The 23,917-nt window shown below is 57.7% G+C and carries 19 protein-coding genes and 2 pseudogenes; 12 read left to right on the top strand and 9 right to left on the bottom strand.

Features of this window, described 5'->3' with window-relative positions:
* Positions 1-121: 121 nt before the first annotated feature.
* The gene (locus H8F24_RS14860; RefSeq protein ID WP_197170074.1) at positions 122-1,213 is read left to right on the top strand and encodes an IS630 family transposase; all 1,092 of its coding nucleotides are present in this window, start codon (positions 122-124) and stop codon (positions 1,211-1,213) included.
* A 142-nt stretch (positions 1,214-1,355) separates the two neighbouring features.
* On the opposite strand, the gene H8F24_RS14855 is transcribed toward H8F24_RS14860, so the two are convergent.
* From H8F24_RS14855 to ltrA, 4 genes are all read right to left on the bottom strand, one after another.
* Positions 1,356-2,810: a transposase gene (locus H8F24_RS14855; protein WP_197170099.1), complete on the bottom strand. Its 1,455-nt coding sequence runs from the start codon at positions 2,808-2,810 to the stop codon at positions 1,356-1,358.
* A 237-nt stretch (positions 2,811-3,047) separates the two neighbouring features.
* A complete protein-coding gene (locus H8F24_RS20260; protein ID WP_197170098.1) occupies positions 3,048-3,353 on the bottom strand; it encodes a group II intron maturase-specific domain-containing protein in 306 nt (101 codons plus the stop codon).
* 150 nt (positions 3,354-3,503) lie between these two features.
* Complete coding sequence (locus tag H8F24_RS14845; RefSeq protein ID WP_197155761.1) at positions 3,504-5,054, bottom strand: IS5 family transposase; 1,551 nt, start codon at positions 5,052-5,054, stop codon at positions 3,504-3,506.
* 114 nt (positions 5,055-5,168) lie between these two features.
* On the bottom strand, positions 5,169-6,071 hold the full coding sequence (gene ltrA, locus H8F24_RS14840) for a group II intron reverse transcriptase/maturase (protein WP_197170097.1): 903 nt from the start codon (positions 6,069-6,071) through the stop codon (positions 5,169-5,171).
* 562 nt (positions 6,072-6,633) lie between these two features.
* Here ltrA and H8F24_RS14835 point away from each other — a divergent pair.
* Positions 6,634-7,845 carry an IS256 family transposase gene (locus H8F24_RS14835; protein ID WP_197158927.1) on the top strand — a complete coding sequence of 404 codons (1,212 nt, stop codon included), beginning with the start codon at positions 6,634-6,636 and terminating at the stop codon, positions 7,843-7,845.
* 231 nt (positions 7,846-8,076) lie between these two features.
* Here H8F24_RS14835 and H8F24_RS14830 read toward each other — a convergent pair whose 3' ends face one another.
* Positions 8,077-8,229, bottom strand: coding sequence for a hypothetical protein (locus H8F24_RS14830; protein ID WP_197157235.1), 153 nt, complete (start codon positions 8,227-8,229; stop codon positions 8,077-8,079).
* Positions 8,230-8,235: 6 nt separating this feature from the next.
* On the opposite strand from H8F24_RS14830, the gene H8F24_RS20255 reads away from it, so the two are divergent.
* Positions 8,236-8,613, top strand: a complete 378-nt coding sequence (locus tag H8F24_RS20255; RefSeq protein WP_370594756.1) for a leucine zipper domain-containing protein — start codon at positions 8,236-8,238, stop codon at positions 8,611-8,613.
* Here H8F24_RS20255 and H8F24_RS14820 read toward each other — a convergent pair.
* A complete protein-coding gene (locus tag H8F24_RS14820; RefSeq protein WP_197159377.1) occupies positions 8,551-8,706 on the bottom strand; it encodes a hypothetical protein in 156 nt (51 codons plus the stop codon). The genes H8F24_RS20255 and H8F24_RS14820 overlap by 63 nt on opposite strands.
* Positions 8,707-9,117: 411 nt before the next feature.
* On the opposite strand from H8F24_RS14820, the gene H8F24_RS14815 reads away from it, so the two are divergent.
* From H8F24_RS14815 to H8F24_RS14805, 3 genes are all read left to right on the top strand, one after another.
* A complete protein-coding gene (locus H8F24_RS14815) occupies positions 9,118-10,299 on the top strand; it encodes an alpha/beta hydrolase (RefSeq protein WP_197157257.1) in 1,182 nt (393 codons plus the stop codon).
* Between the two features lie 357 nt (positions 10,300-10,656).
* Entirely contained in the window at positions 10,657-13,956 is a 3,300-nt protein-coding gene (locus H8F24_RS14810; protein ID WP_197170096.1) for a beta-ketoacyl synthase N-terminal-like domain-containing protein, read from the top strand.
* 144 nt (positions 13,957-14,100) lie between these two features.
* A complete protein-coding gene (locus tag H8F24_RS14805; protein WP_197170095.1) occupies positions 14,101-14,616 on the top strand; it encodes a hypothetical protein in 516 nt (171 codons plus the stop codon).
* Between the two features lie 114 nt (positions 14,617-14,730).
* Here the strand turns inward: H8F24_RS14805 and H8F24_RS14800 are convergent, their stop codons facing one another.
* Positions 14,731-15,486, bottom strand: coding sequence for an alpha/beta hydrolase (locus tag H8F24_RS14800; RefSeq protein ID WP_197157249.1), 756 nt, complete (start codon positions 15,484-15,486; stop codon positions 14,731-14,733).
* An 847-nt stretch (positions 15,487-16,333) separates the two neighbouring features.
* Between H8F24_RS14800 and H8F24_RS14795 the strand changes: the two genes are divergently transcribed.
* The 6 genes and pseudogenes from H8F24_RS14795 to H8F24_RS14780 all read left to right on the top strand — a co-directional run bounded on the left by H8F24_RS14795 (position 16,334) and on the right by H8F24_RS14780 (position 21,547).
* Positions 16,334-17,677 (top strand): IS110 family transposase, encoded by a 1,344-nt coding sequence (locus H8F24_RS14795; protein WP_231597702.1) that lies wholly within the window; start codon positions 16,334-16,336, stop codon positions 17,675-17,677.
* A gap of 99 nt (positions 17,678-17,776) precedes the next feature.
* Positions 17,777-18,286 (top strand): transposase, encoded by a 510-nt coding sequence (locus H8F24_RS19665; protein WP_197157219.1) that lies wholly within the window; start codon positions 17,777-17,779, stop codon positions 18,284-18,286.
* A complete protein-coding gene (locus tag H8F24_RS14790; RefSeq protein WP_231597781.1) occupies positions 18,283-19,341 on the top strand; it encodes an IS3 family transposase in 1,059 nt (352 codons plus the stop codon). Before H8F24_RS19665 ends, H8F24_RS14790 begins: the two co-directional genes overlap by 4 nt.
* A 323-nt stretch (positions 19,342-19,664) precedes the next feature.
* Positions 19,665-20,060, top strand: a pseudogene (locus H8F24_RS14785) (transposase); the annotation flags it as partial.
* Positions 20,061-20,376: 316 nt separating this feature from the next.
* Positions 20,377-20,664: a transposase gene (locus H8F24_RS19660; RefSeq protein WP_231597691.1), complete on the top strand. Its 288-nt coding sequence runs from the start codon at positions 20,377-20,379 to the stop codon at positions 20,662-20,664.
* 10 nt (positions 20,665-20,674) lie between these two features.
* Positions 20,675-21,547 carry an IS3 family transposase gene (locus tag H8F24_RS14780; protein WP_231598222.1) on the top strand — a complete coding sequence of 291 codons (873 nt, stop codon included), beginning with the start codon at positions 20,675-20,677 and terminating at the stop codon, positions 21,545-21,547.
* A 111-nt stretch (positions 21,548-21,658) separates the two neighbouring features.
* Here H8F24_RS14780 and istB read toward each other — a convergent pair whose 3' ends face one another.
* Entirely contained in the window at positions 21,659-22,453 is a 795-nt protein-coding gene (istB, locus tag H8F24_RS14775) for an IS21-like element helper ATPase IstB (protein ID WP_231597868.1), read from the bottom strand.
* A gap of 622 nt (positions 22,454-23,075) precedes the next feature.
* Positions 23,076-23,915: pseudogene (istA, locus tag H8F24_RS19655) on the bottom strand (IS21 family transposase); the annotation flags it as partial.
* Between the last annotated feature and the right edge of the window lie 2 nt (positions 23,916-23,917).

Genomic DNA, 23,917 nt, shown 5'->3' with positions numbered 1-23,917 from the left:
CTACGTTCATAGCTGTAACTCTGCTCCAGCAGTGGCCGGAAGGCATCCCAAGGAATCGCCTAGTGTTCCGTCCCGCAAATACACGGTAAGATATGGGGGTGTCTCCTCGCGGGGTCGTTTCATGCCGACCGGTCGGCCCATGGCTCCTCTGGAGCTTTCGGCTGATGAGGCCAGCCAGCTCCAGAGCCTGGCTGGATCAAGAACCTTGCCGCATTCGATCGTTCATCGGGCCCAGATCGTGCTGGCCTGCGCTGCTGGTGACACCAACACCGCTGTCGCGAAGCGCTTTGGGGTCCGCGGCTCAACCGTGGGCAAATGGCGGCAGCGCTATATCGATCTGGGCATCGAGGGCCTGCATGACGAACTGCGTCCCGGCCGTCCCCGCACCTACGAGGACGACAAGGTGGCCGAGGTGATCAACCGGGCTCTGCAGACCAGGCCTCCCGATGGCAGCACCCACTGGAGCGCACGGACTTTGGCTGCAGCGACTGGGATCTCCAAGACCACGGTTCACCGCTGGCTGCAGACCTTCTCGGTCCAGCCCCACCGGCAGAAGCACTTCAAGCTCTCGACCGATCCGTTCTTTGTCGAGAAAGTCCGGGACATCGTCGGCCTGTACCTGAATCCGCCCGACAAGGCGATGGTGCTCTGCGTCGACGAGAAGACCCAGATCCAGGCCCTGGACCGCACCCAGCCGCTGCTGCCCATGGGTCTGGGCTACGTGGAGGGGGTGACCCATGACTACATCCGCCACGGCACCACCACCCTGTTCGCCGCCCTGGACGTGGCCACCGGAGAGGTGATCACCCAGTGCAAACCCCGCCACCGGCACCAGGAGTTCCTGGGATTTCTCCGGCAGATCGAGACGTCGGTTCCCGATGACCTGGACATCCACCTGATCGTGGACAACTACTGCACCCACAAGCACGCCAAGGTGAGGGCCTGGCTGGCGCAGCGGCCCCGCTTCCACGTGCACTACACACCGACCTACGCCTCCTGGATCAACCAGGTGGAGCGTTGGTTTGGGATCATCACCCAGCGGGCGATCCGACGCGGCAGCTTCTCCAGCGTCAAGGAGTTGATCTCCAAGATCGAGCAATTCGTGGCGGCCTACAACAAGACCAAGGCGCCGTTCAACTGGACGGCCACAGCGGATTCAATCCTGGAGAAGCTCCAGCGACTTTGCTCGCAGATCTCCGGGACGGCACACTAGGAGTTTGTTGCCAATAGAGCAGCGAGCCCCTGGTCACGACGAATCCCGGTGAGGTGAGCTCTGAGGTCTACCTCTCCCGCTGAGCTGGTTCATTGGGGCGAGGTTGACTCAGCCCTGGCGGCATTGCCAGGGTCTCTACCCCTCATCCCGTCGCTGCTGCCCAGAGCTGCTGCTGTGATCGCCTGTACCGGAACAACTTGAGCAGGTTGTGGGTGGCAGCGATCAGATGCCATTCACCATCGACCTTCTCCAGGCCCCGCAAGAGAAACCGCCGCAGGCCCCGGCCTTCCTTGATCTGGCCGTTCACCGGCTCCACGATCGCTTTGCGCTGGGCGTAGATCCTGGATCCCTTCTTGCTTCTGATCTTGCGGGCCATGCGGGTTCTGGCGTCGGCATCTCTGGGCAGCGGTCCTCGCTGTGGCGGTGGCGGCTTCCCATGCGGCAGACGGCCGGTGGCGATGTAGGCGTCAATGCCAAGGTCCTCACAGTGACCTGCGTTGTCGTCGCTCCAGTAGCCCGCATCCATCGTCATCACGTCCGGCAGTTCACCGGCGCTGGCGGCGATCCGCTCCAGCATGGGCTCCAGGTGCTCCACGTCCGGTGGCTGGTTGCTGACGCCCACCGCCACGATCACCTGGTGGTCACTGTCGACCGCCAGCTGGCAGTTGTAGCCCTGCAGGTAGGTGCCGCCGGACTGCATGAGGTGGCTGTCGGAATCTGTGAAATTCCGTTGGGTCTTGGCCGTCGGTGTGCCGTCAGCCTTTCTCGCCAGACCACGCCTGGGCATCGCGTCAGAGGCGAGTGGCTCCAGATCTGGTGGCTCGAGGCCAGCGCTCTCGGCGGCCTCGATGGCTTTGTCCCCCGCCGCTGCTGCCTTTGCCGCTGCGGCTTCCGCTTTCCTGTTCAGCTCGGCCTGCTCAGGGGCCGATCCATCCGATTCCTCGGCTGCGGTCGCTTTGGCTCTGGCCTTCTCGGCTTCCTCCTGCCGCTGCCGCGCTGCAGCTGCAGCGGTTTCCGCCTCCATCTCCTTGCGGGCCTGACGGATTTTTGCGAGGCGGCCCTGCTTGTGGCGCAGCTCATCGGGAAGTTCACTGCCCAGGTTTCCTTTGCCGTAGCGCCGGTCTTCCTGGGCATCCAGGATCTCGGCCTTGCGGATCAAGGCGTTGATTTCCTTCTGGAGCTCCTTCTCCGCCCTGAGCATCCGCTCGTGGCTCATCGCCTTGTGCTTGGAGGCATTGGCCTGCACCTTGGTGCCATCGAGGGCCACATGGCCCAGGCTCACCATCCCCGCCTTCTGGCACAGGCGCAGGATCTGAATAAACAGGCCCTTGAGGGCATCAAGGTTGCGCCGGCGGAACTCGCTGATTCGGCTGTGGTCCGGCTGCTGGTTGCCGGTCAGCACGCGGAATGCCAGATCCTCGTAGCAGGCCCGCTCGATCTTCCTGGAGGAGACGATGCCCACGCAGTAGGCGTAAAGCAGCAGCATCGTCATCATGCGTGGATCGAATCCCTTCTCTCCGCGGGGGTCCTTGGCCTGAGCGGGTACGAGGATCGCGGAGAGATCCAGCTCATCCACCAGGTCCAGCAGGAAATACACCGCTTGCGTCCCCTGTGTTGGTGTAAATCCCTGGGGACCTCAACCCCGGCGTAGCCGGGGTTGAGCGCGCACCTCAGACGTTCCGCTCAGCGGCCAGCGTTGCAAGGGGTGGGCAGGCCCGTGACCCTGGTTTGAGCACTACCTCAACCAGACGAACCATGTCGAGTCACCCCGGGGAACTTCCCCCCGAGGTGCTCACAGAACCGTACGTGACACTCTCGCGTCATACGGCTCCCATCATCCACATGCCACTTCACTGACTCGACGCCAGTGCGCGAACAGATCACGATGTCCAGACCTGATCCTGGCAAGTACTCGCCAGCTTTGGAGCCGACGACCCCGCAGCCTTTTGTACTTCTGCCGTAACCAGGCTGCAATTCTGTCATCCAGGTAGCGATACAACTTCCTGATCAGTTCTGTCCTATAGAAACGACCGTAGTACTGAATCCAGCCACGAATCACTGGATTCAGCACTTTAGCGATCTCCTCAAGCGACAGATACACGAGCGATGGAAGCCCTATCGACCTAATCCTCTCCCGCATACGCTGGAGAGCCTGCGGACTCACTGCCGGCAAAAAGCCTGTGTAGATGGGGACTCCTGAAAAAGATTCTCGGCCCATCGGCGCCGGATTCGTCCGTTTGCTTCGCGTTAATCAGGCTGGCAAGCGCGGTGACATCAAGTCGGCCAGATCTCAAAAGCATGGCTTGCAGATGCCCTCAGGCGCTCTGATCGCTGACCAGGCCATAAAAAAGCTGTAGATCCACCCAAAAAGAAGGACAAAAAAGAGGCGCAGCAGCCTCAAGACCTTTTCCGCGCACATCACGACAAAGGCCATCGAGATGGAGGATTCGGCACCAGCTGGTAGACGAGCCATGATCAGATCCAGGGAATACTTGCGCTTTCCAGAGCCAAAGACGCCTTCCACTTCATTGCGTCGAGCTTGATCAGATCGGAGCTGGTGCTTGTGTGCAGTGGTGACATCAGGATCCTTGGGCGGGCGACCCAATCGCTTGCCGGAGAGGCGAATACCGTTCCTCGTGCAGAAATGCCTATTCTTGGCCGTGATATAAATCCGGTCGGCGCAGATTCGCTCTGGGTAAGATCCTGTATCCAGCTTGTATTTTTCCGCCTGAGCGATAAGGTCTTCTCCTTCGTTGTAGGGGTTCCAGCTTATGCGGTGCAAGAACGGAAAGCCGTTTTGAACCGAAACACTGATTTTGGCTCCAAACTCCACCGCAGCACGTGCTTTGCCTCGCACCATTGGGCGGATATGGGTCTGCACAAGATTCACCAGGCGGTCTGGAATGCTGTTGGTCTGAGAGGCGAGCAGAAGGCCCTGTTGCCGCTCCAACTCGCTGCAGGCCAACAACTTCTGCCACCAATGCCTCTTAAGCTCGGAAAGCCTTGCCCCGCAGCCGATCAGAGCATCAATGGCCTTGAGATTCTGCCGCACATAGCCAAGCTGATGTTTAATGGCAGCCTTCACTTTGCGGCGACGTGGTCGTTTTTGCTTCGCCACTCTCAGGAAATGAGCACGAGCAAGGCCACGGTCGTAGCGAGGTCGATGTCTCCTGAATCCCGATGACTGACTGCACAGATCATCAATGACTCGCTCGGTCGTTGTGCGAGCCTCGTTGAGGAGCTTGAGGTCTCTGGGATAGGTGATGTCGGCTGGAGTGCAACTGGCATCAATCGTGAGAGTGCCCCAATTCTTTCCTTCTGGCCAGTCAGCAGGCTTGATCAACGCATCAAGTTCTAGCTGAGCGCCTCCTCCACTGGAATCACGATCATCATGGTCGTCATCGTCTGCTGCCTGAGCAAGTGCTTCCAGAAGGATCTCTTTGCCGCGCTGCACCACCAGCTCGTTGATACGGCGCAGATCCTCGTCAGAAAAACGCTTGCGAAAGTGCACCATCATCGAGGCATCAAACGGTGCCTTAGCTGTGTAGCCCGCAAAGCCGAGAAAGAACTGAATATAGGCGTTCTCTCTGATCTGATGGACTGTCTCTTCGTCGGTGAGCCCTAACTTCTGTTTGATGTAGAGAGCACCAAAGGCCATTCTCACTGATTTGGCTGGAGCGCCAATTGTGGCGCTGAATTGAGGGGCATAGGTTTCTTCCAGCTCATCCCATGGGATCAGCCCCTCCAGTTGAACCCAGCGATTCTCGGGATCAAGTGTGCCGCCAAATGGCAGGTGGAACTCCTTGATTGAGATCTGACCGTTATTGTGCCTCCGGTACATATTGAGCGATCAGGAGTAAAGGCAATCACGGATTGCCTGATTCACGGCCACTTTAGCGGTTTCTCATGCTTGAGACCAGCTGCGGCGCAATGGATCTGGATTGTTCAGGAGTCCCTAGATGACTCCGCGAGAATTGCGAGACACACGTGGCCGAAACGCGAAACCAAGAAACGTGAACGTGACATCAGCAAGCGGTGCCCGGCGGTTGCTATCCCTGCAGTAGACCACCTGGGTCTTCTGGGGATGAAGCTGGAGGCCACAGGACGCAAAGCGATCCTGCAATGCCTCCAGCAACCGCCGAGCTTCCTTCTCGCTGTGGCAATGACAGATCACATCATCTGCATAGCGCTCAAAGGCAATGGCCGGGTGGCTCCGGCGCATCCACACATCAAACGCATAGTGCAGGAACAGATTGGCCAGCAGTGGACTGATGACACCACCTTGCGGTGTGCCCCGGTCCCTGGGATGGAGCGTGCCATCCGGCAACAGAACCGGTGCCTGCAGCCATCGTTGCAGGTAGAGCACCACCCAGCGCTCGGAGGTATGGGCCTTGATCGCGCGCATCAACAGGTCGTGATCGATAGCATCGAAAAACCCCTTGATGTCGAGATCGAGAACCCAGTTGGACCTCCAGCAGCGCTGACGGCAGACCTCTACTGCCTGATGCGCTGACTTGCCCGGTCTGTAGCCGTAGGAATCCTGATCAAAGATCAGCTCCAGCTCTGGCTCCAGCACCTGCTTGACCACCATCTGTGCGATGCGATCAGCAACCGTCGGGATACCCAGCGGCCTGACGCCTCCACCGGATTTGGGAATCTCCACACGCCGAACTGGTGGCGGAAGATAACTTCCTGATGCCATCCGATTCCAGAGTTTGTAGAGATTATTCTCCAGATCCTTGTTGAAGTCGTCCAGGCTTTGGCCATCCACACCGGCCGCCTGTCCGTTCCGTTTCACCTGTTGATAGGCCTTCCAGACCATCACCTTGGTAATCGGTAGCGGCTTGTCTGTTGTCATCCCATTCCTCCTGCCGTAGGCAGTTGATGGGAGACTCCAAACGGGATGATGCAACCCCTTGGCTCCGAGTCCGTTACAGACCCATCATCGCTACTACGGGTTGCTCCGCCCCTGCCACAGACATCGGTATTGACCCTCATGGTGGTGACCACTTGGGATGTTCCCTTGGCATTCCATGGCAGGTTCTCACGTTCCGCATCAGGGCCTGCGATGAGCTCGTGCCGTCTATACGCCGGCTGCCGTGTGGTCCATAGACAGGCTCTGTCCACACTGATCCAGGAGATTTGGGCCGCCTCCCGTTTTGGCAGCGTCTGAAATAGATATCGGCGCGTCATCAACGGTTCGCTTGCGCTCACCTTCTCGTCGCACACCTGACGGATCCAGTCCGCCGTTTCCCCGTCGCTCACCACCACGTCTTTTGAACGCAGCAGCACGGGGTGGTTTGGTACCAGCCCCTGCAGGCCGATCCCGGGAGGCCACACTCCCATCCCCGATGCAGTTTCATCAGCCTTGGCTTTCACCTGCTGACTCGTGACACACGCCCACGTCCAATCGTGCCGCAATTGAGCTGGCGCCGCTACTGGATGGCAGCAGCGCCGGTGAGCTGATCCCCGAGCTGGTGCGCCACGGCCTGCAGCAGCTGATCGAGCTGGAGGTCGCTGCCGTGCTCGGCGCAGAGCGCCATGAGCGCAGCGAGGAGCGGCTCGGCTACCGCAACGGCTACCGGCCGCGCACCCTGGCCACCCAGGTGGGGGACATCGATCTCCGCATCCCCAAACTGCGCTCCGGCAGCCACCTGCCCTCGATCCTGGAGCCGCGCCGCCGTGTGGACCAGGCCCTCTACGGCGTGGTGATGGAGGCCTATGTCGGCGGCATCTCAACGCGCAAGGTCGACGCCCTGGTGGCCGCCCTGGGAGTCCAGAGCGGCATCTCCAAATCTCAGGTGAGCCGCATCTGCGCTGACATCGACATCCAGGTGCAGGCCTTCCTGAACCGCCCCCTTGAGGCCACCGGCTACGCCTACCTGTACCTCGATGCCACCTATCTCCACGGGCGTCTCGGCAAGGCGATGCAGGTCTGCTCCAGGGCTGTGGTGGTGGCCATGGGCGTCAATGCCGATGGTCGCCGCGAGCTGCTCGGCATCAAGGTGGGCGACAGCGAAACCGAGAGCTTCTGGAGCGAGTTCATTGGCTCGCTCAAGGAGCGCGGCCTCACTGGGGTCAAGCTCGTGATCAGCGACGCGCACGTGGGCCTCACCAAGGCGATCCGGCGGATGCTGCAGGGCAGCTGCTGGCAGCGCTGCAGGGTCCATTTCGCCAGAAACCTGCTCCAACGGGTGCCCAAGGCCCACCAAGGCATGGTCACCGCTGCCTTGCGCTCGGTGTTCGCCCAGGAGAAAACGGACGAAATCGAGGCCCGCTGGGACGATCTGGCCAGCTCACTGGTGGATCGCTTCCCCAAGGCTGCTGAGCTCATGCTGCACGCCCGGGAAGACGTGCTCGCCTTCCGTCACTTCCCGCCTCAACACTGGAAAAAGACTTGGAGCACCAACCTGCTCGAGCGCCTCAATGAGGAGATCAAACGCCGCACTCGGGTGGTTGGCATCTTCCCGAATGACGCCTCGATCACCCGCTTGGTGGGGGCTGTGCTGCTGGAGCAGGACGAGCACTGGCAGCTGGAGGGCCGGCGCATGTTCTCCGCCGAGAGCATGGCCGCCATCCCCTCACTGGCGGAGCTGCCCACGCAGCCTTCCTTGCAAGAAGCAGCGGCCTGAGCCTCAGGCCCCAGGAGATCGCGCCGTAGCGCCCCCACAGGGCGCAGCGGCGGCGATCACCGCCCGGGGGCCGGCACCGCAGACGTCACGACCAAGATTGCAGGTGTAGCCCACAACCGATCGGCAATCCAGACGAAAGACTTGACAAGTCAATCGTCTGGATTCATCGTGAAATAACGAGGTGCACATGCGCCTCGAGAATGACAGCCCGTCATTCACCCCTGTTCTCCCTCAGTCCAGGGCAATCGGGCCTCGGGATTTACACCACGCCAAGGGACGCGGCCAATACACCTGGTGGTCTTCTGAGAGCCACTCACGCGGTGACGGCGGCAGCAGGGTGGCCTGCTGCGGCTGCCAGGGGCGAAAGGTCTTGCGCTTCTGCATGCCCGAGTGTATCGCCCAGATCCATTGCAGTCACTGGGATCTGGGCAGATTGATGGGCGGCTGTGGAGAGACTGGGTGCTGATCTATGCGCGACAGGCTCCTAGGAAACCTAATGCCGCTCTGACCCAGCGAGGCCGGCTCCGGCTTGTGAACCAGCACTTGGAGCATGGCCGCAGACTCTCGGAGCTGGCGGACGAAAACGGGATCAGCCTGCACTGTGCCTACCTCTGGCTGACCCAGTATCGCTTCGGTGGCCCAGCCTCACTGTCGATTCATCGCAGCATGAGCCACACCCAGCGGCGGGCGCTCAATCCGCTGGGGTCACGTCAGTTTGGAGGAATTACGGGAGCTACGAACGATCCCTTCCCGCAGCCGGGCCAGTGAAGTGGCCATGTCGATGATCTGGAGCTGCAGCTGCAGCTCCTCATTGCGTTGGCTGAGTTCCTGAATCTGCTGCTGCTGAGCAAGGATCAGCATTCGGATCCTTGCTGGAGTTACCAAGCAGTCCACTGCTGGAATCCGGGCCGGAGGTGTCCTCATCGCAAGCGCTCCCAGCCTAAGTTGATGCCGGAATTCAGGGAGGCGTAAGGGGTTCAGCAGAGTCGGCCTTCCCCTAGTGCTGTCCCGCTTCCCTGAACACTTAAGAAACCGAGCTTGGATTCGGGTCGAGCCCCCCCCCTGAAGGTGTCGACCAAGCTGAGCTTCAGACAGCGGAGATGTTACTAACTTCAACCGAAACTCCTTGACAACGCACCATCGCTGGGAGCCACTGAAAGTATCGCGAGGCCGGAGTATCCAGTTGCCGCAATGGATCATGCTCGCGCATGAAGGGAGAAGACGACTCAGCGCCAGGAGACATCGGCCGTTTCGCACATGACAGCCGCTGTCATGTCCCTTGACTATTCCAGGTACAATGCCCTCAAGAAGCACTCGAAGACGTTTCTGTTCAAAGCATCGACCTCATCCATCGAACTCAAAGGAGGAAACATGGCAAAACAATTCATGGTTCAACGAAACTATTTTAGTTTCAACTCTCCACCAAACAAGAAGTCACGATCTCAGAGCCGAACCAAGGCAATCCTTGCAGGCCCGCATGCAGAGAAGGTTTCACAACCGCCGGGTAGAAAATGGAAGTCTTCGCTGCTGCTCTTGGCCATCTTGCTGCTGACGGAAACCATACTCTCAAGCTGCGCTATGGCCAGGTCATTCCAGCGCCGCATGCAGGGCGGCCCTAGGCAGTCTGCAGCAGCTAAACCAGTCAATGTATCAACAGGTGGATGGCCCTATTCAGCATTGATTCCAGGGGCTCCTGCAGGCAGCAATACTCTCGAAATATTTGCTTGCAGGCAGTCATCTGGGCCTCCTTGTCCGACACTTGTATATATTCATGGAGGATCTCTGATGAGAGGCGATAAAAGGAGTGTCGGATCCATGCCCGAGCTGCTGAATCGCAATGGCTTCTGCCTTGTCTCCTTAAACTATCCAGTGTATGGACGCCCGATCGAGGGGCTGATCGCGCAGCAGATGAGTGCAGTTGCTTCCGCCACAGCATGGCTTGAAGGCAATCTAAGAAGAACCTCACCTTCATGCACCATGAAAGATGCATCCATGATTGGGCATTCAGCAGGGGCCTATCTAGCAGCACTTACCCTCACAAGTCCATCCTATCGGAAAACAGCAGACATCTATAGCAAATTTATCCTGAACGACTCCAATTGGTATACAGGCAAAGTTCGTCGATACAAGGATAGCCTTGTCGCAATTTTTGGGCAGAGTGCCGTAAGCGAGCCAGGCAAGAATTCCCTTATTGCAGAATGGGTTCCTGCTCAACTTGTCAGGACATCATGTCCAAAGAAATCATCTCCGACTGAGGTGATGGTCATGTATTCAACCCAGCGGCCAGAAAAACAGCAGGACGAAATCAGGTCGTTCGCGAGTGCCCTCAATGAATGCTCGGCGTTCAACGCCTCGGTCTCGTCTCATCCTTATGACCACAAAGAGATGCACACGAGCATCGGAGAACCTGGAAGCAGCACAGGAGCGGCCATCCTTGGAGCCCTAAAACATTGACATGTATCCGCGTACTTCCAAATGCCCATCTATCCGTCAATCGCATTCGCCAATCTGCACAGACTGAACATGACCACGACTGCACTGCTTCTCGTGGATCAATAGCTGAGGTCTGCAGTGCTGGCAGATGTCAGACTCATCGGTTTAGAGCAATGAATATAAGATAAGTTCTTGGGATCGGAAGTCCCTTCGTTACAGAGCAGTTCAGCTTGCTCAGTGCAGCATGAAAGAGCCTGCGTCAGCACCGCAGCCGATGGTGGTGCAGACAGGGAGGGATTACTTGAGTGCGAAGGCGGCGTGCCTACAGTCTGCACTGCTCATAATCATGCTAATCTGAAAGACAGCTAAAAAAGTTCGATGCAGGGCTACGCAATTGTAGGCATGGCATGCAGATATCCAGGGATCAAGGACACCTCATCTTACTGGCAAGCACTTGTTAGAGGGGAATCACTCCTAAAGGAGATGACTGATCCTTGGGCCAGTCTTTACTACAGCAAAGACCAGGACAGGTCCAACCCACGAGAATCTTACTCCACGATATACACCAAGAAATATGGGTCAATCGCCGAAAATAGCTGGATAGATTGCCTTCGGTTCGCATTTCCTCCAAACCTTGTTGAAGGCGATCCATCGCAGTACCTTTGCCTCCAGGTGGCCGCCGAGGCAATGGCTGACGCATTGCGCGGACGGGCACCGGAATGGATTCCCCATGAACGGACCGGAGTGGTGGTCGGCATGGGTGACCATCCTCATCGAGGCATCGTCGGGGCGTTGATGAATGGGATGATCTTGGAGCATTTCATTGATGTTCTTGCAGATTCCGTGGGTGCAGTTCTCAAAGGAGCGCGAAGGAAGCAACTCCGATCACTGCTTTCGTCCGCTTTTGAGCTGGTTACTGACCCCGCAATAACGCCCAATCTCATCTCTAACGTTGTTTCTGGGACGATTGCGAACAGGCTTGGCCTACTTGGTCCAAACCACCTTGTAGATGGTGCCTGCACTTCGGGCATGATCGCAGTAGATCATGCAATCAAGCAACTAGATACTGGCGACGCTGATCTAATGCTTGTTGGCGGAGTTCAGGCCACGATGAATTTCCCAATTTACCAGTTGTTTTGCACAATTAATGCCTTATCGGAAGAAGGAATATTCCCAATGTCAAAGTCCGCATCCGGAACACTGCTTTCCGAAGGAGTTGGCTTCATTGCTTTGAAGCGTTTGTCAGATGCAGTAGAATCTGGCGACCCGATATATTCTGTTATCCGTTCAGTCGCCTTGGCCAGCGATGGCAAAGGTGAGGGTTTGCTTGCACCAAATCGTCAAGGACAGGTGCTGGCAATGAAGAGAGCATATCAGAAATGCGACATTAAGCCTTCAGATGTTTCACTAGTAGAAGTTCATGCTACAGGAATTCCGCATGGTGACAACACCGAACTTTCATCGATGCTGGAAGTCTTCGAGGGCTGTCATCGTGGCCTATCCACAATTGCCGTTGGATCAAGCAAATCTCTGATTGGCCATACAATTCCCGCCTCTAGCGTTGCCAGCCTGATCAAGGCCTCGCTCGCCCTTCAGAATAAACTACTTCCACCATCAGTTTGTCCAGATCCGTTAGAAGCTGTCGCTGATCACTCCACCCCTTTCTATATTAATCGCACGCTTCGACGTTGGTTCCATTCACCCGCAAAGCCACGTATTGCAGCCATTAATTCCTTCGGCTTTGGAGGAATCAATGGGCACTTACTGCTTCAGGAATTCACGGATTCTAATCAGCAGGCTGGATCGCCCGTCATTCTGTTCCCATATACGGCCTCAAAGTCGCCAGATCTCCTTGCTGATACTGATCCAAGCATTGGCAATGATTCATCTGGAAAGACTTACCGTGGATTACTCAAATATCAGCACCAAGGCTATACCACAACTGGTCGAGCTATCTTTCTTGAGGCAGACTCGCGCTCTGAATTACAAGACTTAATTGCTGGTCTTGAAGTTGACAAGATACATCAGGCAGTCCTGTTCAAATCGACCCATAGCAACAACCAGTCATCGAGAGCTGCAACCCGACTAGTTATCTTTGCATCATCGCACAGAAATCTTGGCGAGGGTCTGCAGGATGCCTCATCTTGGCTGGCATCCAATCCATCGTCATCAAGTCATCGTGGACGTCACTTTATTTATTCTGAGTCGGCAGATTCACGAGGAAAGATAGCATTCCTAATTCCTGGAGAAGGAGTACAATCGCCTGAAATGCTCGGCGACCTGACAACGAACATTGATTTATTTGCGTATTGGTATAATTTCATGGATGAGGCTTTGGGCCGTGAGATCCCACTCGGATTAGTCACTTGCTTGCCGAATGCTGACTTAGACTGTGCCAGATCAGCCAATGCAAGGCGAATTGAGCTTCTTTATGCTCAGGATTCAGCCACGCAAATTATTGCTGCGTGCCTGATGTCCTTCTATGAAATTGCCTCTCGCATAGGACTGCGGCCAGATCAGCTGGTTGGACATAGCCAAGGAGAGTCTAATGCAGTGATGCTGTCAGGTAGCCTAGCCACAATGAAGAATCAGGATGACCTTAGGACAAGGATAAAGCAAATTCATGAGTTCTTCTCGAAAGCCGATTCGATCGATGAGTTCCCTGAGGGGTCGACGTTTGCAATCTCTGGACTTGAACTAGGCCAACTTAATACTATTTTAAAGATGCGATCTGAATGGTCGTTAATTTCTGACAACTGTCGCTCACAGCGCGTCGTATTTTCTGAGGCTGACTTCTGCGAGGAGCTGGTTGAGCACATAGCTGCTGCTGGAGGCAACATCTTGCCGACCCCATTAACACGACCATATCATACACGATACTTCAAAAATGGTGCCGAAACGCATCGTAGACTCTATAGAGAGTTTCCTCATTCGATACAATTCGAATCACATCATGCAGTCGCATACAGCTGCTTGACAACCAAGCCCTATCCCTCTGACTATGAGCAAGGGATGCAGATTTTTATCGATCAGTGGCTCAATCCTGTCAGGTATGAAGAGACGATCCGAAATATGTATGCCGACGGAGCCAGATACTTTATTGAGCTGGGGCCAAATACTACGCTCACTAGTTATACGAAGGAAGCACTTTCTGAATTCCCAGACATTGTTGCTGTCTCGCTAGGGACCTCCCGTAAAGACAGCACCACTGCCTTTCTCCAGTCGGTGGCAATCCTGTGGACATCGGGGCTGGACCTCAATCTGGGAGCTCTCGATGGCCTTTTCATCGAACGCTATCGAACAGGCCTGGCGACCGTGATCAAGCCAGCAACCGCAGTCCCGGTTCATTCAGAAATTCCTCAATATAACTCCGTCGGGCTCAGGGACTTTCTGACCTCACTAGCTTCAGACGTCGTCCCCCCTTCTTCAGGAAGCCGAAGTGAGTCGTCTAGCCAGACCGTGTCTGCCCAGGACCCTACCTCCATGGCGGTTATCAGTGATCCCACCTCCTCTGGAGCCAGATCCACATCCAGCCCGAACGCATTACCTGTCCCGGTTGTCAAAGAGCAGGATCCTGTGCTGGGCCAACAACTTCTGCTGGAGCACAGCCGAACCATCTTGACGATTCTGGCCAGCGCAGAAGCCAGCTCAAAGCAGATCCTAAAACAGGTTGATTAATCAATGTCAATGCTACTGGCAAAGGCACCTGACACACTGTTATGCCAGTATCTTTCCGAGAAGTATTTATCCGATCAAGAGAAGTGGTATGTTTCTAGGCTTCGTCATAACAAGCGAATAGCTGACTATGTGGCCAGCCGTCTAATGGGCAAGCTTCTGTTGCAACAATGGCTGAAACATGGTTCTATTGCTGCATCTCAACTGGAGCTCTACGGTCCGCCTGCCAGCCCACCCAAGCTTTATTACTGCCAGCAGAATCTCCACGGTCTATTTGTATCTGTTTCACATTCTCGTGGACTGGTGCTCGTTGGCATTACAGATCACTCTGCAATCGGTCTAGACATCGAACATGTCGCAGGCCATGATTGGCAAGCCATTTTTGCTTACATGCGGTGGCCCATGCCTGTACCAGCAAATCAGTTGCCAACTGAGATTGTATGTTGTTGCATCTGGACAATCTTTGAAGCTGGCTTCAAGTTATATGGTGGTCTCGTTTCCGAAGCCGACTTTCGTCTATTGTCCATCAGCTTCTACACAGGTGAATCAGTGGCTTGGCCCTGCACATTTTCATTTGAAGCAGCTTTTCAAGACCATTACTATGGCGGGAAAGGAATAGCCGAGGCTGACTGGACTATTTCCGTGGCCAAGCAGCGCTTGTAGTACTGTGACTGCTTGACTGAACCCTCTTTAATTCGACAATCATAGACATAAGGATACGTGAATCATACGAATTCCCACCCCATAAGGCCAGTCTCTCAGCCATCCAACAGGCCATTACATATTGCCTAACAAATGGGCGATGTCCCTGCCAATCTCGCTATCTGGGTAGGCTATCTCTCGCGAGATATCCACATGGCTGAGCGGGTAGGCTTTGACCGAAGCATGCATGTTCAACTTACTCTTAAGAAGTGATGCAAGGACAGTGGAACTGTCAAGACTGAAACGCTTCCTCGTAGTTGCGAGATAGACCCAACCCATGTCGGGACCAGGGCCACCTGCAGGGCATTGCAGCAGATTACTTACGGGAGAATAGGCACTGATGAGCTCATCTAGGCTACCTTTATTGCCATCCTCATAGCCGACTAGGCGTTCTATCTCAAGCCTAACATTCGGACGAGCCGCCCCATATCGCTTAGACAAGTCATATGCCGCTGAATCAACAAGAATAAATGATGTACGAGGATTGCAGAAGAGCCCCTTGGAGACCGCCAATGCGAGCAAGTATGCGCCTGCCGAATGCCCCAGGAAGATGACTGGCGAAGAAGGTTCGACTTGAGAAAGTGTACGCAACTCGGTTCCGACCCACTTGTCAAGTGATCGCAGAGCCAGCAGCTGGTCATCGATCAGACAAGCAGTACATTCAGCGGACAAAGGATAGTTGCATGAGACAAAGTTATAACCGAGAGAGTTAAAGTATAAATCCTTGCCTAGGACATGCTTCTTGGATCCCCTCCTAAGCCCTCCTCCATGCAGAAAGATAACAGCTCCCTTGGCAGGCGTAGACGCAAGCTTAAAGACATCAAGGGTCACCTTGTCACCATGAGAGGCCTTGAGCGACGGCGCGTAACAAATATCACTATGACAATGAACAGAAACCTCTGAGGGCAAGCGTGATGACGATAGCTGAGAGGACGGCTTACGAAGAAATCGCTTGCAACGGAGCAAAGACTTCCAAAGGTTAGATGCCATGAATGCTTGTGCCAGTAATTAGCCAGACAAAGACGGAGAAAGACCTAGCAATTGCCAAATGTATCAACCATGAATAGACAGGAGCAAAGGGCAACATTCGGAGCGCGTGGTGCGGTAGCGCCCCTGCGAGTGGTGTAACTCAGGAGGTCCTGTGACCCTTTCAGGAGGGTGATCAGGAGCAGTCAGGGGATGACTGCTTGGGAGCTGATTGCGCAGCTCCATCGTTCCACTATGAACCCTGATCGCTGAATGTGCAACTCAGCGATCGAGGGGATTCGTGTAGATCGAGGAAGGAGTTGGTGCGTTTCAGCTCATGGCTACTGCCGCCCGCTTGGCCGGATCACCATCGGTGGGCTTCAACATTTCCTCGAGCTCGGGGATTTTGGCCATGCCCCCAGTGTCAGCAAACGAACCAGTACGCGCGTACGCCCTCGCGCCCGAAACACCCACGGCCAAGCCAGAGCGCCCTTGCCACTCTGGTCATGAGGACATCGGGCCATGGCCGATGACATCTTTGGAGGCCTGACCCCGAAAGCAAACGTGGCCTGGGATTCGAATTGCGCTCCCTGCCCTGGCGACGGCTCGACTGACCAATGAGTTAGTCGGCCGATCCCGATTAGGAATTTGCTGATTTTAGTGCGCGAATCCTGCCTGATGCCCTCCCGATCACCTAGTGAGTCCTTAAGCCATGGGAGAACCAATTTCAGCAGGCAAGCGCCGAGCTCGTCTGAAAGTCATTAACCCTCGTTCCGCTGGAATTGATGTCGGCAGTAGATTCCACGTTGTTGCTGTTCCTGTCGAGCTTGATCCGAATCCCGTCCGCAAGTTTTCAAGCTTCACAAAGGATCTAATCGCACTCGCCGAATGGCTGCTGGCAGTTGGAATTAGCACCATTGCCATGGAGTCCACTGGAATCTACTGGGTTCCGCTTTACGAGATTCTCTCTGGCAAAGGCATTGACGTCTTTCTTGTTAATGCCAGGCACGCCAAGAATGTTCCGGGCCGCAAGACGGATATCAACGATGCACAATGGCTTCAGCAGCTCCACAGCTACGGCCTGGTGAGAGCAAGCTTTCGTCCAGACCAAAAAATCACAGAACTACGCTCATATCTGCGGCAGCGTGATCAACTTGTTCGATACCGCTCGTCTCATCAGCAACACATCCAGAAGGCGCTGATGCTTATGAATCTTCAGCTTCATCATGTTGTCAGAGATATCAGCGGACTAACCGGTAGGCGAATCATCGATGCCATACTTTCAGGTGAGAGGGACCCCGAAAGACTCGCTTCTCTCCGAGACAGACGCTGCAAGGAGAGCGCGGCAACAATTGCGGCTGCTCTTGAGGGGAACTACCAAGACGATCACTTGTTCTCTTTGAAGATCGCAGTTGAGCTCTTTGACACCTATTCAGAGAAGATCAGGGCCTGCGAGCTTGCGGCACAATCATTGATGACAGAGCTTGCCGGCTCGGACTATCAAGATCCAGGCAGTCAACCTGGGGATTGGAAGATATGCGGACATGGCTTTGCATTTAACCCAACCCACCTAATTCAAGCCTTGTCAGGCCACAATCTTCTAAGGCTTCCGGGATTAGGACCAACAACAGTTCTCACGCTCATTAGTGAGTGTGGGTTGGACATGAAGCGCTGGCCCAGTGCCCAGCATTTTGTGTCATGGCTGGGACTCAGTCCTCAGAACAGGATCTCAGGGGGAAAGGTACTTTCTTCACGAACACGACAGGGCACTACGCGAGCAGGTAGTGCCTTTTGGATGGCTGCCGTACCGCTGGGAAGAACGAATACTGCACTGGGTGCTTTTCAACGTCGTCTGGCAGCACGTGCCGGAAAGAGTAAAGCATTAATTGCTACTGCCCGAAAGCTTGCCATTCTTTACTACAAGACGCTCCGTGATGGTTTGGTATATCAGGATCCCGGTGCTGCCGCATATCAGGAGGAATCAAGGGATCGTCAGATTCGTGGTCTCCAGCGACGCGCCATTGCCCTTGGTTTTCAACTTGTTGCCTCTGCTTGAGGTGTGGTCAGTCAGCCGAGATCCCTGTTGGCCGTTGGTGTTTCTTAGGAAGAAGTCCGCTCGGTTTGACCCGTCCACCTGGGGGCCCAACCGACGACTATGCAACCGCCCTATGACGCCGCTCTGCGGGAAGCCGTCCGCCTGCGGATGAGCCCTCCGAACCTTGAGAGCGTGGCTGAGATCGCCCGCGACACCGGGATCACGGCGCAGACCATCTACAACTGGCGGAGCCAGTGGCAGAAGCAGGGCCAGCTGGTGCCTGCCACGAACCGGCCGCCGGAGCAGTGGAGCGCTGCCGACAAGCTGGCAGCCGTGATCCAGGCCGCAGGACTGAACGGAAGCGAGCTCGGGTCGTTCTGCAGGGAGCGGGGGCTGTACCCCAAGCAGGTTGCCCGTTGGCGCCAGGCCGCCGAGGATGCCAATGGCCCCAGCGCGCCGAGCATGGCTGATCAGCGGGAACTGCAACGCAAGAATCAGGAACTGGTCCGGCGGAATCGCCAGCTGGAGCGTGAATTGCAGAAGAAAGAAAAAGCACTGACAGAAGCGGCGACGTTGTTGATGCTCTCAAAAAAGTTCAACCAGATCTTTCAACCGGACGAGGATCCTTGATTCCGTCTGGCGATCGCGGTGCGATCGTCGCGCTTCTACAGGAAGGCATCAGTCGTGGCCTTTCGGCCAAGGCCATTGCTGATCTTTTCGGCCTGGCGACACGCACGCTGAGGCGATGGGGCTTGATGATTCGGACCCAGGGATTCAGCTGCGATCAACGCAAGGGAGCGTCCAGGCATGTCATGCATCGTTTCAGCGAGGAGGAGCGCCAACAGGTGTTGTCCACTGTCAACGATCCACGCTTTGCCGATCTCACGCCTGGTCAGATCGTGGCGATCCTTGCCGAGGAGGGAGTCTACGTGGGATCGGAGTCAACGATTTACCGCATCATGCGCCAGGAAGGCCTGTTAAATCATCGCGGCAGGAGCCGCCCACCGCGGGAGCCAAGAGAGCCACCCGTGCTGGAGGCAACGGGCATCCATCAAGTGCTGGCCTGGGATATCACCCTGTTGCCGGGGCCTGTGAAGGGTCAATTCTACTACCTTTATATGGTGATGGATGTGTGGAGCCGGCGCATCCTTGGCGTTGAGGTGCACGATCGTGAATGCGGCGAACTGGCCAAGCACTTCTTTGATCGTGTCTGCCGTGATGAAGGGATCAGCTCGGGGTCGACCACGATCCTGCACGCCGATAACGGAGCACCCATGCGCTCCTACACCTTGGCCGCCAAGCTGGCCGAGCTCGGCATCTCCCTGTCATTCTCGCGGCCGCGGGTGAGCAATGACAACGCCTACGTTGAGTCATGGTTCCGAACCATGAAATATCACCAGAGCTATCCAGTGCGTCGTTTCCGGGATCTTCTCTCAGTGCGTGCCTGGGTCGATGGTTTTGTTGACTGGTACAACGCTGAGCATCGTCACAGCGGCATCAAGTATGTGACGCCCAATCAACGTCACTACGGAGAAGCTGACGCGATCTGCAGAGTCCGTCAGCAGACCTATGAGCAGGCGCGTGCGCAACATCCACGCCGCTGGGCCAGGCCACCTCGCGATTGGGCTCAGCCAACAGTCGTGCGGGTCAACCATCCCAGACCGCAGGACACTGTCGCTGCTTGAAGATCAGAAACCCAGGCCCCAGGGGGTTGTGGTTGGACCGCCCGCAAGAGGCGGGCCGGCCTCAGCCTCCGACCGGGGGCCGGCCGCTCAAGCCTGCGCTCCTGATCAACGCGCGATGACGATCAACATCCGATCTCGAAGCCCATGATCCTCCATCCGGAGTAGGCTTTCGAAGGTGCTCAGATCAGTACCCTGAGCGGACATCTTTGCTGATAGGCGCCGCCTGAGCAATCAACCGGCTGCAGCCCGAGCAACACTCAGAGGTCAGCCGGCCCTCCCCATATTGTTGCCCTGGGGGTGGTTCTTACCTTCTCAGGAGGCCCTACCTCGACGCCACCTACCTACACGGCCGCCTCGGCCGCAACATGCAGGTGGTCTCCCGGGCCGTTGTCGTCGCCATCGGCATCAATGCCCTCGGCTACCGCGAGGTGTTGGGCATTGCCGTCGGCGACAGTGAGGCCGAGGGCTTCTGGAGGCAGTTCCTTGGTTCACTCAAGGAACGAGGCCTGGACGGCACCCGGCTGGTGATCTCGGACGCCCATCTGGGGCTGACGGCGGCGATCAAGCGGATGTTCCAGGGCTGCTGCTGGCAGCGCTGCCGGGTGCACTTCCTGCGCAACCTGCTCTCCCACGTGCCCAAAGCTGGCCAGGACATGGTGGCCGCTGCCATGAAAGCCGTGTTCGTGATCCAGGCCCCCGATCAGGTGCGCGCCCATTGGCTGCCCGATGTCAACTACGTAGGCGGGTCGCGTCAATTACGTAGGCGGGTTACCCCGGGTCCTCCCCCTGCCATGGCAGGGGGAGGCGACAGCGAAAAGTGAGCCACCCTGGCCCGGTCCTCTGCCATGGAGCCGGGATCTTCTGATCGGCCCCAGGCGTCAAGCCCGTTGGCCGGTGCTCTTGCTGCTGTCCCGCCTGAGCGCTGCAGCGGAGCGCACGAGCCGGCGGACCCCACTGAGGTGGTCTGGCTTTTCTGGACAGGCCCCATCGTTAACCTCTGAGGCGGGGTACCGCCCCTGAAAGGGGCTCCCACCGATGAGCAAGCGCCGCACCCACAGCCCCGAGTTCAAGGCCAGGGTCGCCATGGAGGCGATCAGTGGCCGCAAGACGATCCAGGAGATCGCCGCCGACCACGCCATCCACCCGATCCAGGTGAGCCAGTGGAAGCGGCAGCTCCTGGACGGTGCCAGCGAGCTCTTCACCCGAGGCAAGAAGACCAAGGACAAGGAGGAGGGGCAGGCCAAGGAGGCGGAGCTGTTCCAGCAGATCGGACGGCTGCAGATGGAGCTGGAGTGGCTCAAAAAAAAGTCTCAACTGCTCTGATGCCCGTGAACTGCGCAAGCTGGTCGATCACGACCACCCCGAGCTCAGCATCAGCAGGCAGTGTGCGCTGCTGGGGCTGCCTCGATCCACGCTGTACTACCGGCCGACACCGGTCCGTGTATCGACGCTGCGGATCATGGCCAGGATCGATGCTCTCTACCTGGAGGATCCCTGCAGCGGCAGCCGCCGGATGGTGGACTATCTGGCCCAAGATGGTATCCCGATCAGCCGAGATCGAGTGCGAAACCTCATGCGGCGCATGGGATTACGGGCGATCTACCAGAAGCCCCGGACGACGGTTCCAGGTGATCCGTCCGTGCGGTTCCCCTGCCTGGTGGACCTCACGCAGGTCACGTCGGTGGATCAGGTCTGGGCGACCGACATCACCTACATCCCTCTGCAGAAAGGGTTCCTCTATCTGGTGGCGATCATGGATCTCCATTCCAGGCATGTGCTCAGCTGGAGGCTCTCCAACAGCCTTGACACGAAGTTCTGTCTGGAGGCCCTGGAGATGGCCTTGGGAGGCGGCCGTAGGCCAGAGATCTTCCACTCCGATCAAGGCTGTCAGTTCACGTCCGCTGACTTTGTGGCCAGACTCAAAGGGGAGCGGATCCAGATCAGCTGGTCCGGCAGAAAGCGGTGCTACGACAACATCCTTGTTGAACGGCTGTGGAGGACTGTCAAGTACGAGGAGGTCTACCTACGGGCATACAGCGATGGCTGGGACGCTGAAATCAGCCTGGCCCGCTTCCTGTGGCGGTATTGCCATGTAAGACCTCACAGTTCCCTTGGAGGCAAAACTCCCCACGCGGTCTACACTGAGGCCGAACCATGTTCCACCCGTCCTGGGTTAACGATGTCAGGGGCCGGAACTGTCCAATAAAAGGCACCCACCTCACACGGTCCGACGGCAGCGCGGAGCTCATCACCGGCACCTGGCGCCAGGGGTTGGCTTGTGGTTGGCGGGTAATTGACGCCTGGTCGCGGCGACGAATCAGCCTGCGCTGGAGCGGTCAATCCGCCGTGCCCGTTTGCGGCGGTAGCTCTCGCCATTGATCTGAATCAGCGTGCTGTGGTCCACCAGCCGGTCCACCGCTGCCACGGTCATGGCGCTGGTGGAGAAGACGTTCTCCCACTCGCTGAACGGCTGGTTACTGGTCACCAACAGGGATCTGCGCTCGTAGCGGTGCATCACCAGCTCGAACAGCACCGAGGTCTCGGCCTCGTCCTTGCGGACGTAGCCGATGTCATCGATCACCAGCAGGGCAAAGCGATCCAGTCGGGTCAGGGCCTTAGCCAGGGCGTAATCGGCTTTGGCGCGCTGCAGCTCCTGCACCAGCGTGGTGGCGGAGAAAAACCGCGCCGTGCGGTCCAGGGCGATCAGGCTGCGGCAGATGCCTGCTGCCAGGTGGGTTTTGCCCACACCGCTGGGACCGAATAGCAGCAGGTTCTCGGCCCGATCCAGCCAGCCGGTGTCGTGGGCGAGCTGCTCGATCTGAGGACGCTCAAGATCCGGGATGGCGTTCCAGTCGTAGTCCGCCAGGGTCTTGGGGACCGGCAGCTGGGCCTCATGCAACAGCCGCCGTTGACGGGCTTGATGCCGCTGCTGGTGTTCCTGCTCTGCCAGCACATAGAGGTAGCTGGCTGGACTCCAGCCAGCGGCTGTGGCCTGCTGCTCGGCCGCCTGCCACTGGCTGCGGAACTGGGGCAGTTTCAACTGTTTCAACACCGATGGCAGAGCCGTTTCCAGTGCCGGCCTGCTCGGGGGTTCCAACCAGGAGTTCGTCATAGCTGCTGAGGGTGTGTTCGGGGATGTCGAGCTGGGGCATGGCCGCCAGGCCCCGGGGGGGCCGCAGGCCGTAGTGATCGCGCAGGGCCGTGAGGTTCAGCTCACCGCGGCGGAGCTGACGCCGCAGATACCGCTCCACACCGGCCAGATCGTCCGTCCGGGCAGCGACATGGAGGGCGTCCACCATGACCTTGGCGGCCTCATCCGGCGGCAGGGCCGCCAAAAGCAAGCGCCACAACTGACGCCAGGTCTCTCCGGGGAGCAGGTCGGACTGCAGCTGGGCACGCAGCAGCGCCCGGGGTTTGCGGCGCAGACTCTCGATCACGTGGCGGAAATCGATCCGCCGCAACGGCCCGCTTTCTCCCGCTCGCCGACGCAACCGTGGCAGGGTCTCCACGAACTTGCTGCGCAGGAACAGATCCAGCCGGTCATGGCGCAAGTGCACCGTCAGCTGCTGGCCGATCAGCCGCGAGGGGACGCTGTAGGTGACCGAGCGCACCTCGATCGTGCTGGTGCTCCGCACCCGCGCCACCACCGGCTCGTAGTCGGCAAAGCGCTCCACCGGCAGGGGCTGGAGATGCAGCTGCTCAATCTCCAGGTTCCCCTGCACCTGGTAGCGGCTGTTGAGCGTGTTGGTGACCTGGGCGACGAGCTGCCGGTAGTCGGCCTCGGTGGCGAAATCACGGCTGCCGCGCTGGATCAGCTGCTGCTCCAGCCGATGTTTCCAGTGCCGGTGCGGGCCCTCGATCGCGCCGTTCTCGTGGGCAACGCCGCGGTTGTTGCGGGTGGCGATCACCCCCAGGTGGGCGCACAGCTCGCGGTAACGGCTCGTGTAATCGCCGGCGTAGCTGCCGTCGCGGTTGCGGAAGCAAGCACTCAGGCTGTCGGTGCGGTGCTCCGCCGGCACCCCACCGCAAAGAGCGAGAGCGTTTTGCAGGGCCTCGGATAGGGCGACAAAGCTTTCGCCGCCGTGGATCACCGCCACATGGCACCAGCCCGAATAGGGCAGGCGGAAGTGGAACAGCCGGTGCTCCAGCACCTCCCCCGCCACGGTGATCGGCTCACCTTTGAGCAACGTGAAATCCGAGATCCCCAGTACACCGGCCCGGTGCTGCTGCAGGAACATCACCTCCTGGGCCGGGCCGTGCAGGGCCCGCCACTGCTCGACGCGGCGCTGCAGGGTCCGCTTGCGCCGGTACCACTCCTCGCCAGGCCTGAGCTGTTCCAGGTGAAGCAGCAGGGTCTGGGGTTCCAGTTGCGGCGCCTTCTCAAGCATCGGCACCAGCACGCTCTCCCAGACCTCGGCCAGGGGATCGGCTCGGGTGCGCCAATGGCGACCCCGCTGCTGCTGTTGCCCCTCGGGCTGCAGCTCACCCCGATCGATCCGTTGCGCGCTGCGCACCGAAATCCCCGCCGCATCAGCCGCCACCTGTTGGCTGAGCCCATTGGCCCGTTTTGCCATGT

The sequence above is a fragment of the Synechococcus sp. CBW1002 genome (assembly GCF_015840915.1).
Taxonomy (GTDB): domain Bacteria; phylum Cyanobacteriota; class Cyanobacteriia; order PCC-6307; family Cyanobiaceae; genus CBW1002.
This window is presented reverse-complemented; position numbering and strand designations above follow the sequence as displayed.

Bases quoted from the DNA above. Each gene is read 5' to 3' on its own strand.
- H8F24_RS14815 (WP_197157257.1), top strand. From the start codon at position 9,118: ATGTCCCTTGACTATTCCAGGTACAATGCCCTCAAGAAGCACTCGAAG.
- H8F24_RS14820 (WP_197159377.1), bottom strand. From the start codon at position 8,706: ATGCTGATCCTTGCTCAGCAGCAGCAGATTCAGGAACTCAGCCAACGC.
- H8F24_RS14845 (WP_197155761.1), bottom strand. From the start codon at position 5,054: ATGTACCGGAGGCACAATAACGGTCAGATCTCAATCAAGGAGTTCCAC.
- H8F24_RS20260 (WP_197170098.1), bottom strand. From the start codon at position 3,353: ATGCGGGAGAGGATTAGGTCGATAGGGCTTCCATCGCTCGTGTATCTG.
- H8F24_RS14860 (WP_197170074.1), top strand. From the start codon at position 122: ATGCCGACCGGTCGGCCCATGGCTCCTCTGGAGCTTTCGGCTGATGAG.
- H8F24_RS19660 (WP_231597691.1), top strand. From the start codon at position 20,377: ATGAGCAAGCGCCGCACCCACAGCCCCGAGTTCAAGGCCAGGGTCGCC.
- H8F24_RS19665 (WP_197157219.1), top strand. From the start codon at position 17,777: ATGCAACCGCCCTATGACGCCGCTCTGCGGGAAGCCGTCCGCCTGCGG.
- H8F24_RS14805 (WP_197170095.1), top strand. From the start codon at position 14,101: ATGGGCAAGCTTCTGTTGCAACAATGGCTGAAACATGGTTCTATTGCT.
- H8F24_RS14830 (WP_197157235.1), bottom strand. From the start codon at position 8,229: ATGCAGAAGCGCAAGACCTTTCGCCCCTGGCAGCCGCAGCAGGCCACC.
- istB (WP_231597868.1), bottom strand. From the start codon at position 22,453: ATGACGAACTCCTGGTTGGAACCCCCGAGCAGGCCGGCACTGGAAACG.
- ltrA (WP_197170097.1), bottom strand. From the start codon at position 6,071: ATGACAACAGACAAGCCGCTACCGATTACCAAGGTGATGGTCTGGAAG.
- H8F24_RS14810 (WP_197170096.1), top strand. From the start codon at position 10,657: ATGCAGGGCTACGCAATTGTAGGCATGGCATGCAGATATCCAGGGATC.
- H8F24_RS14795 (WP_231597702.1), top strand. From the start codon at position 16,334: ATGGGAGAACCAATTTCAGCAGGCAAGCGCCGAGCTCGTCTGAAAGTC.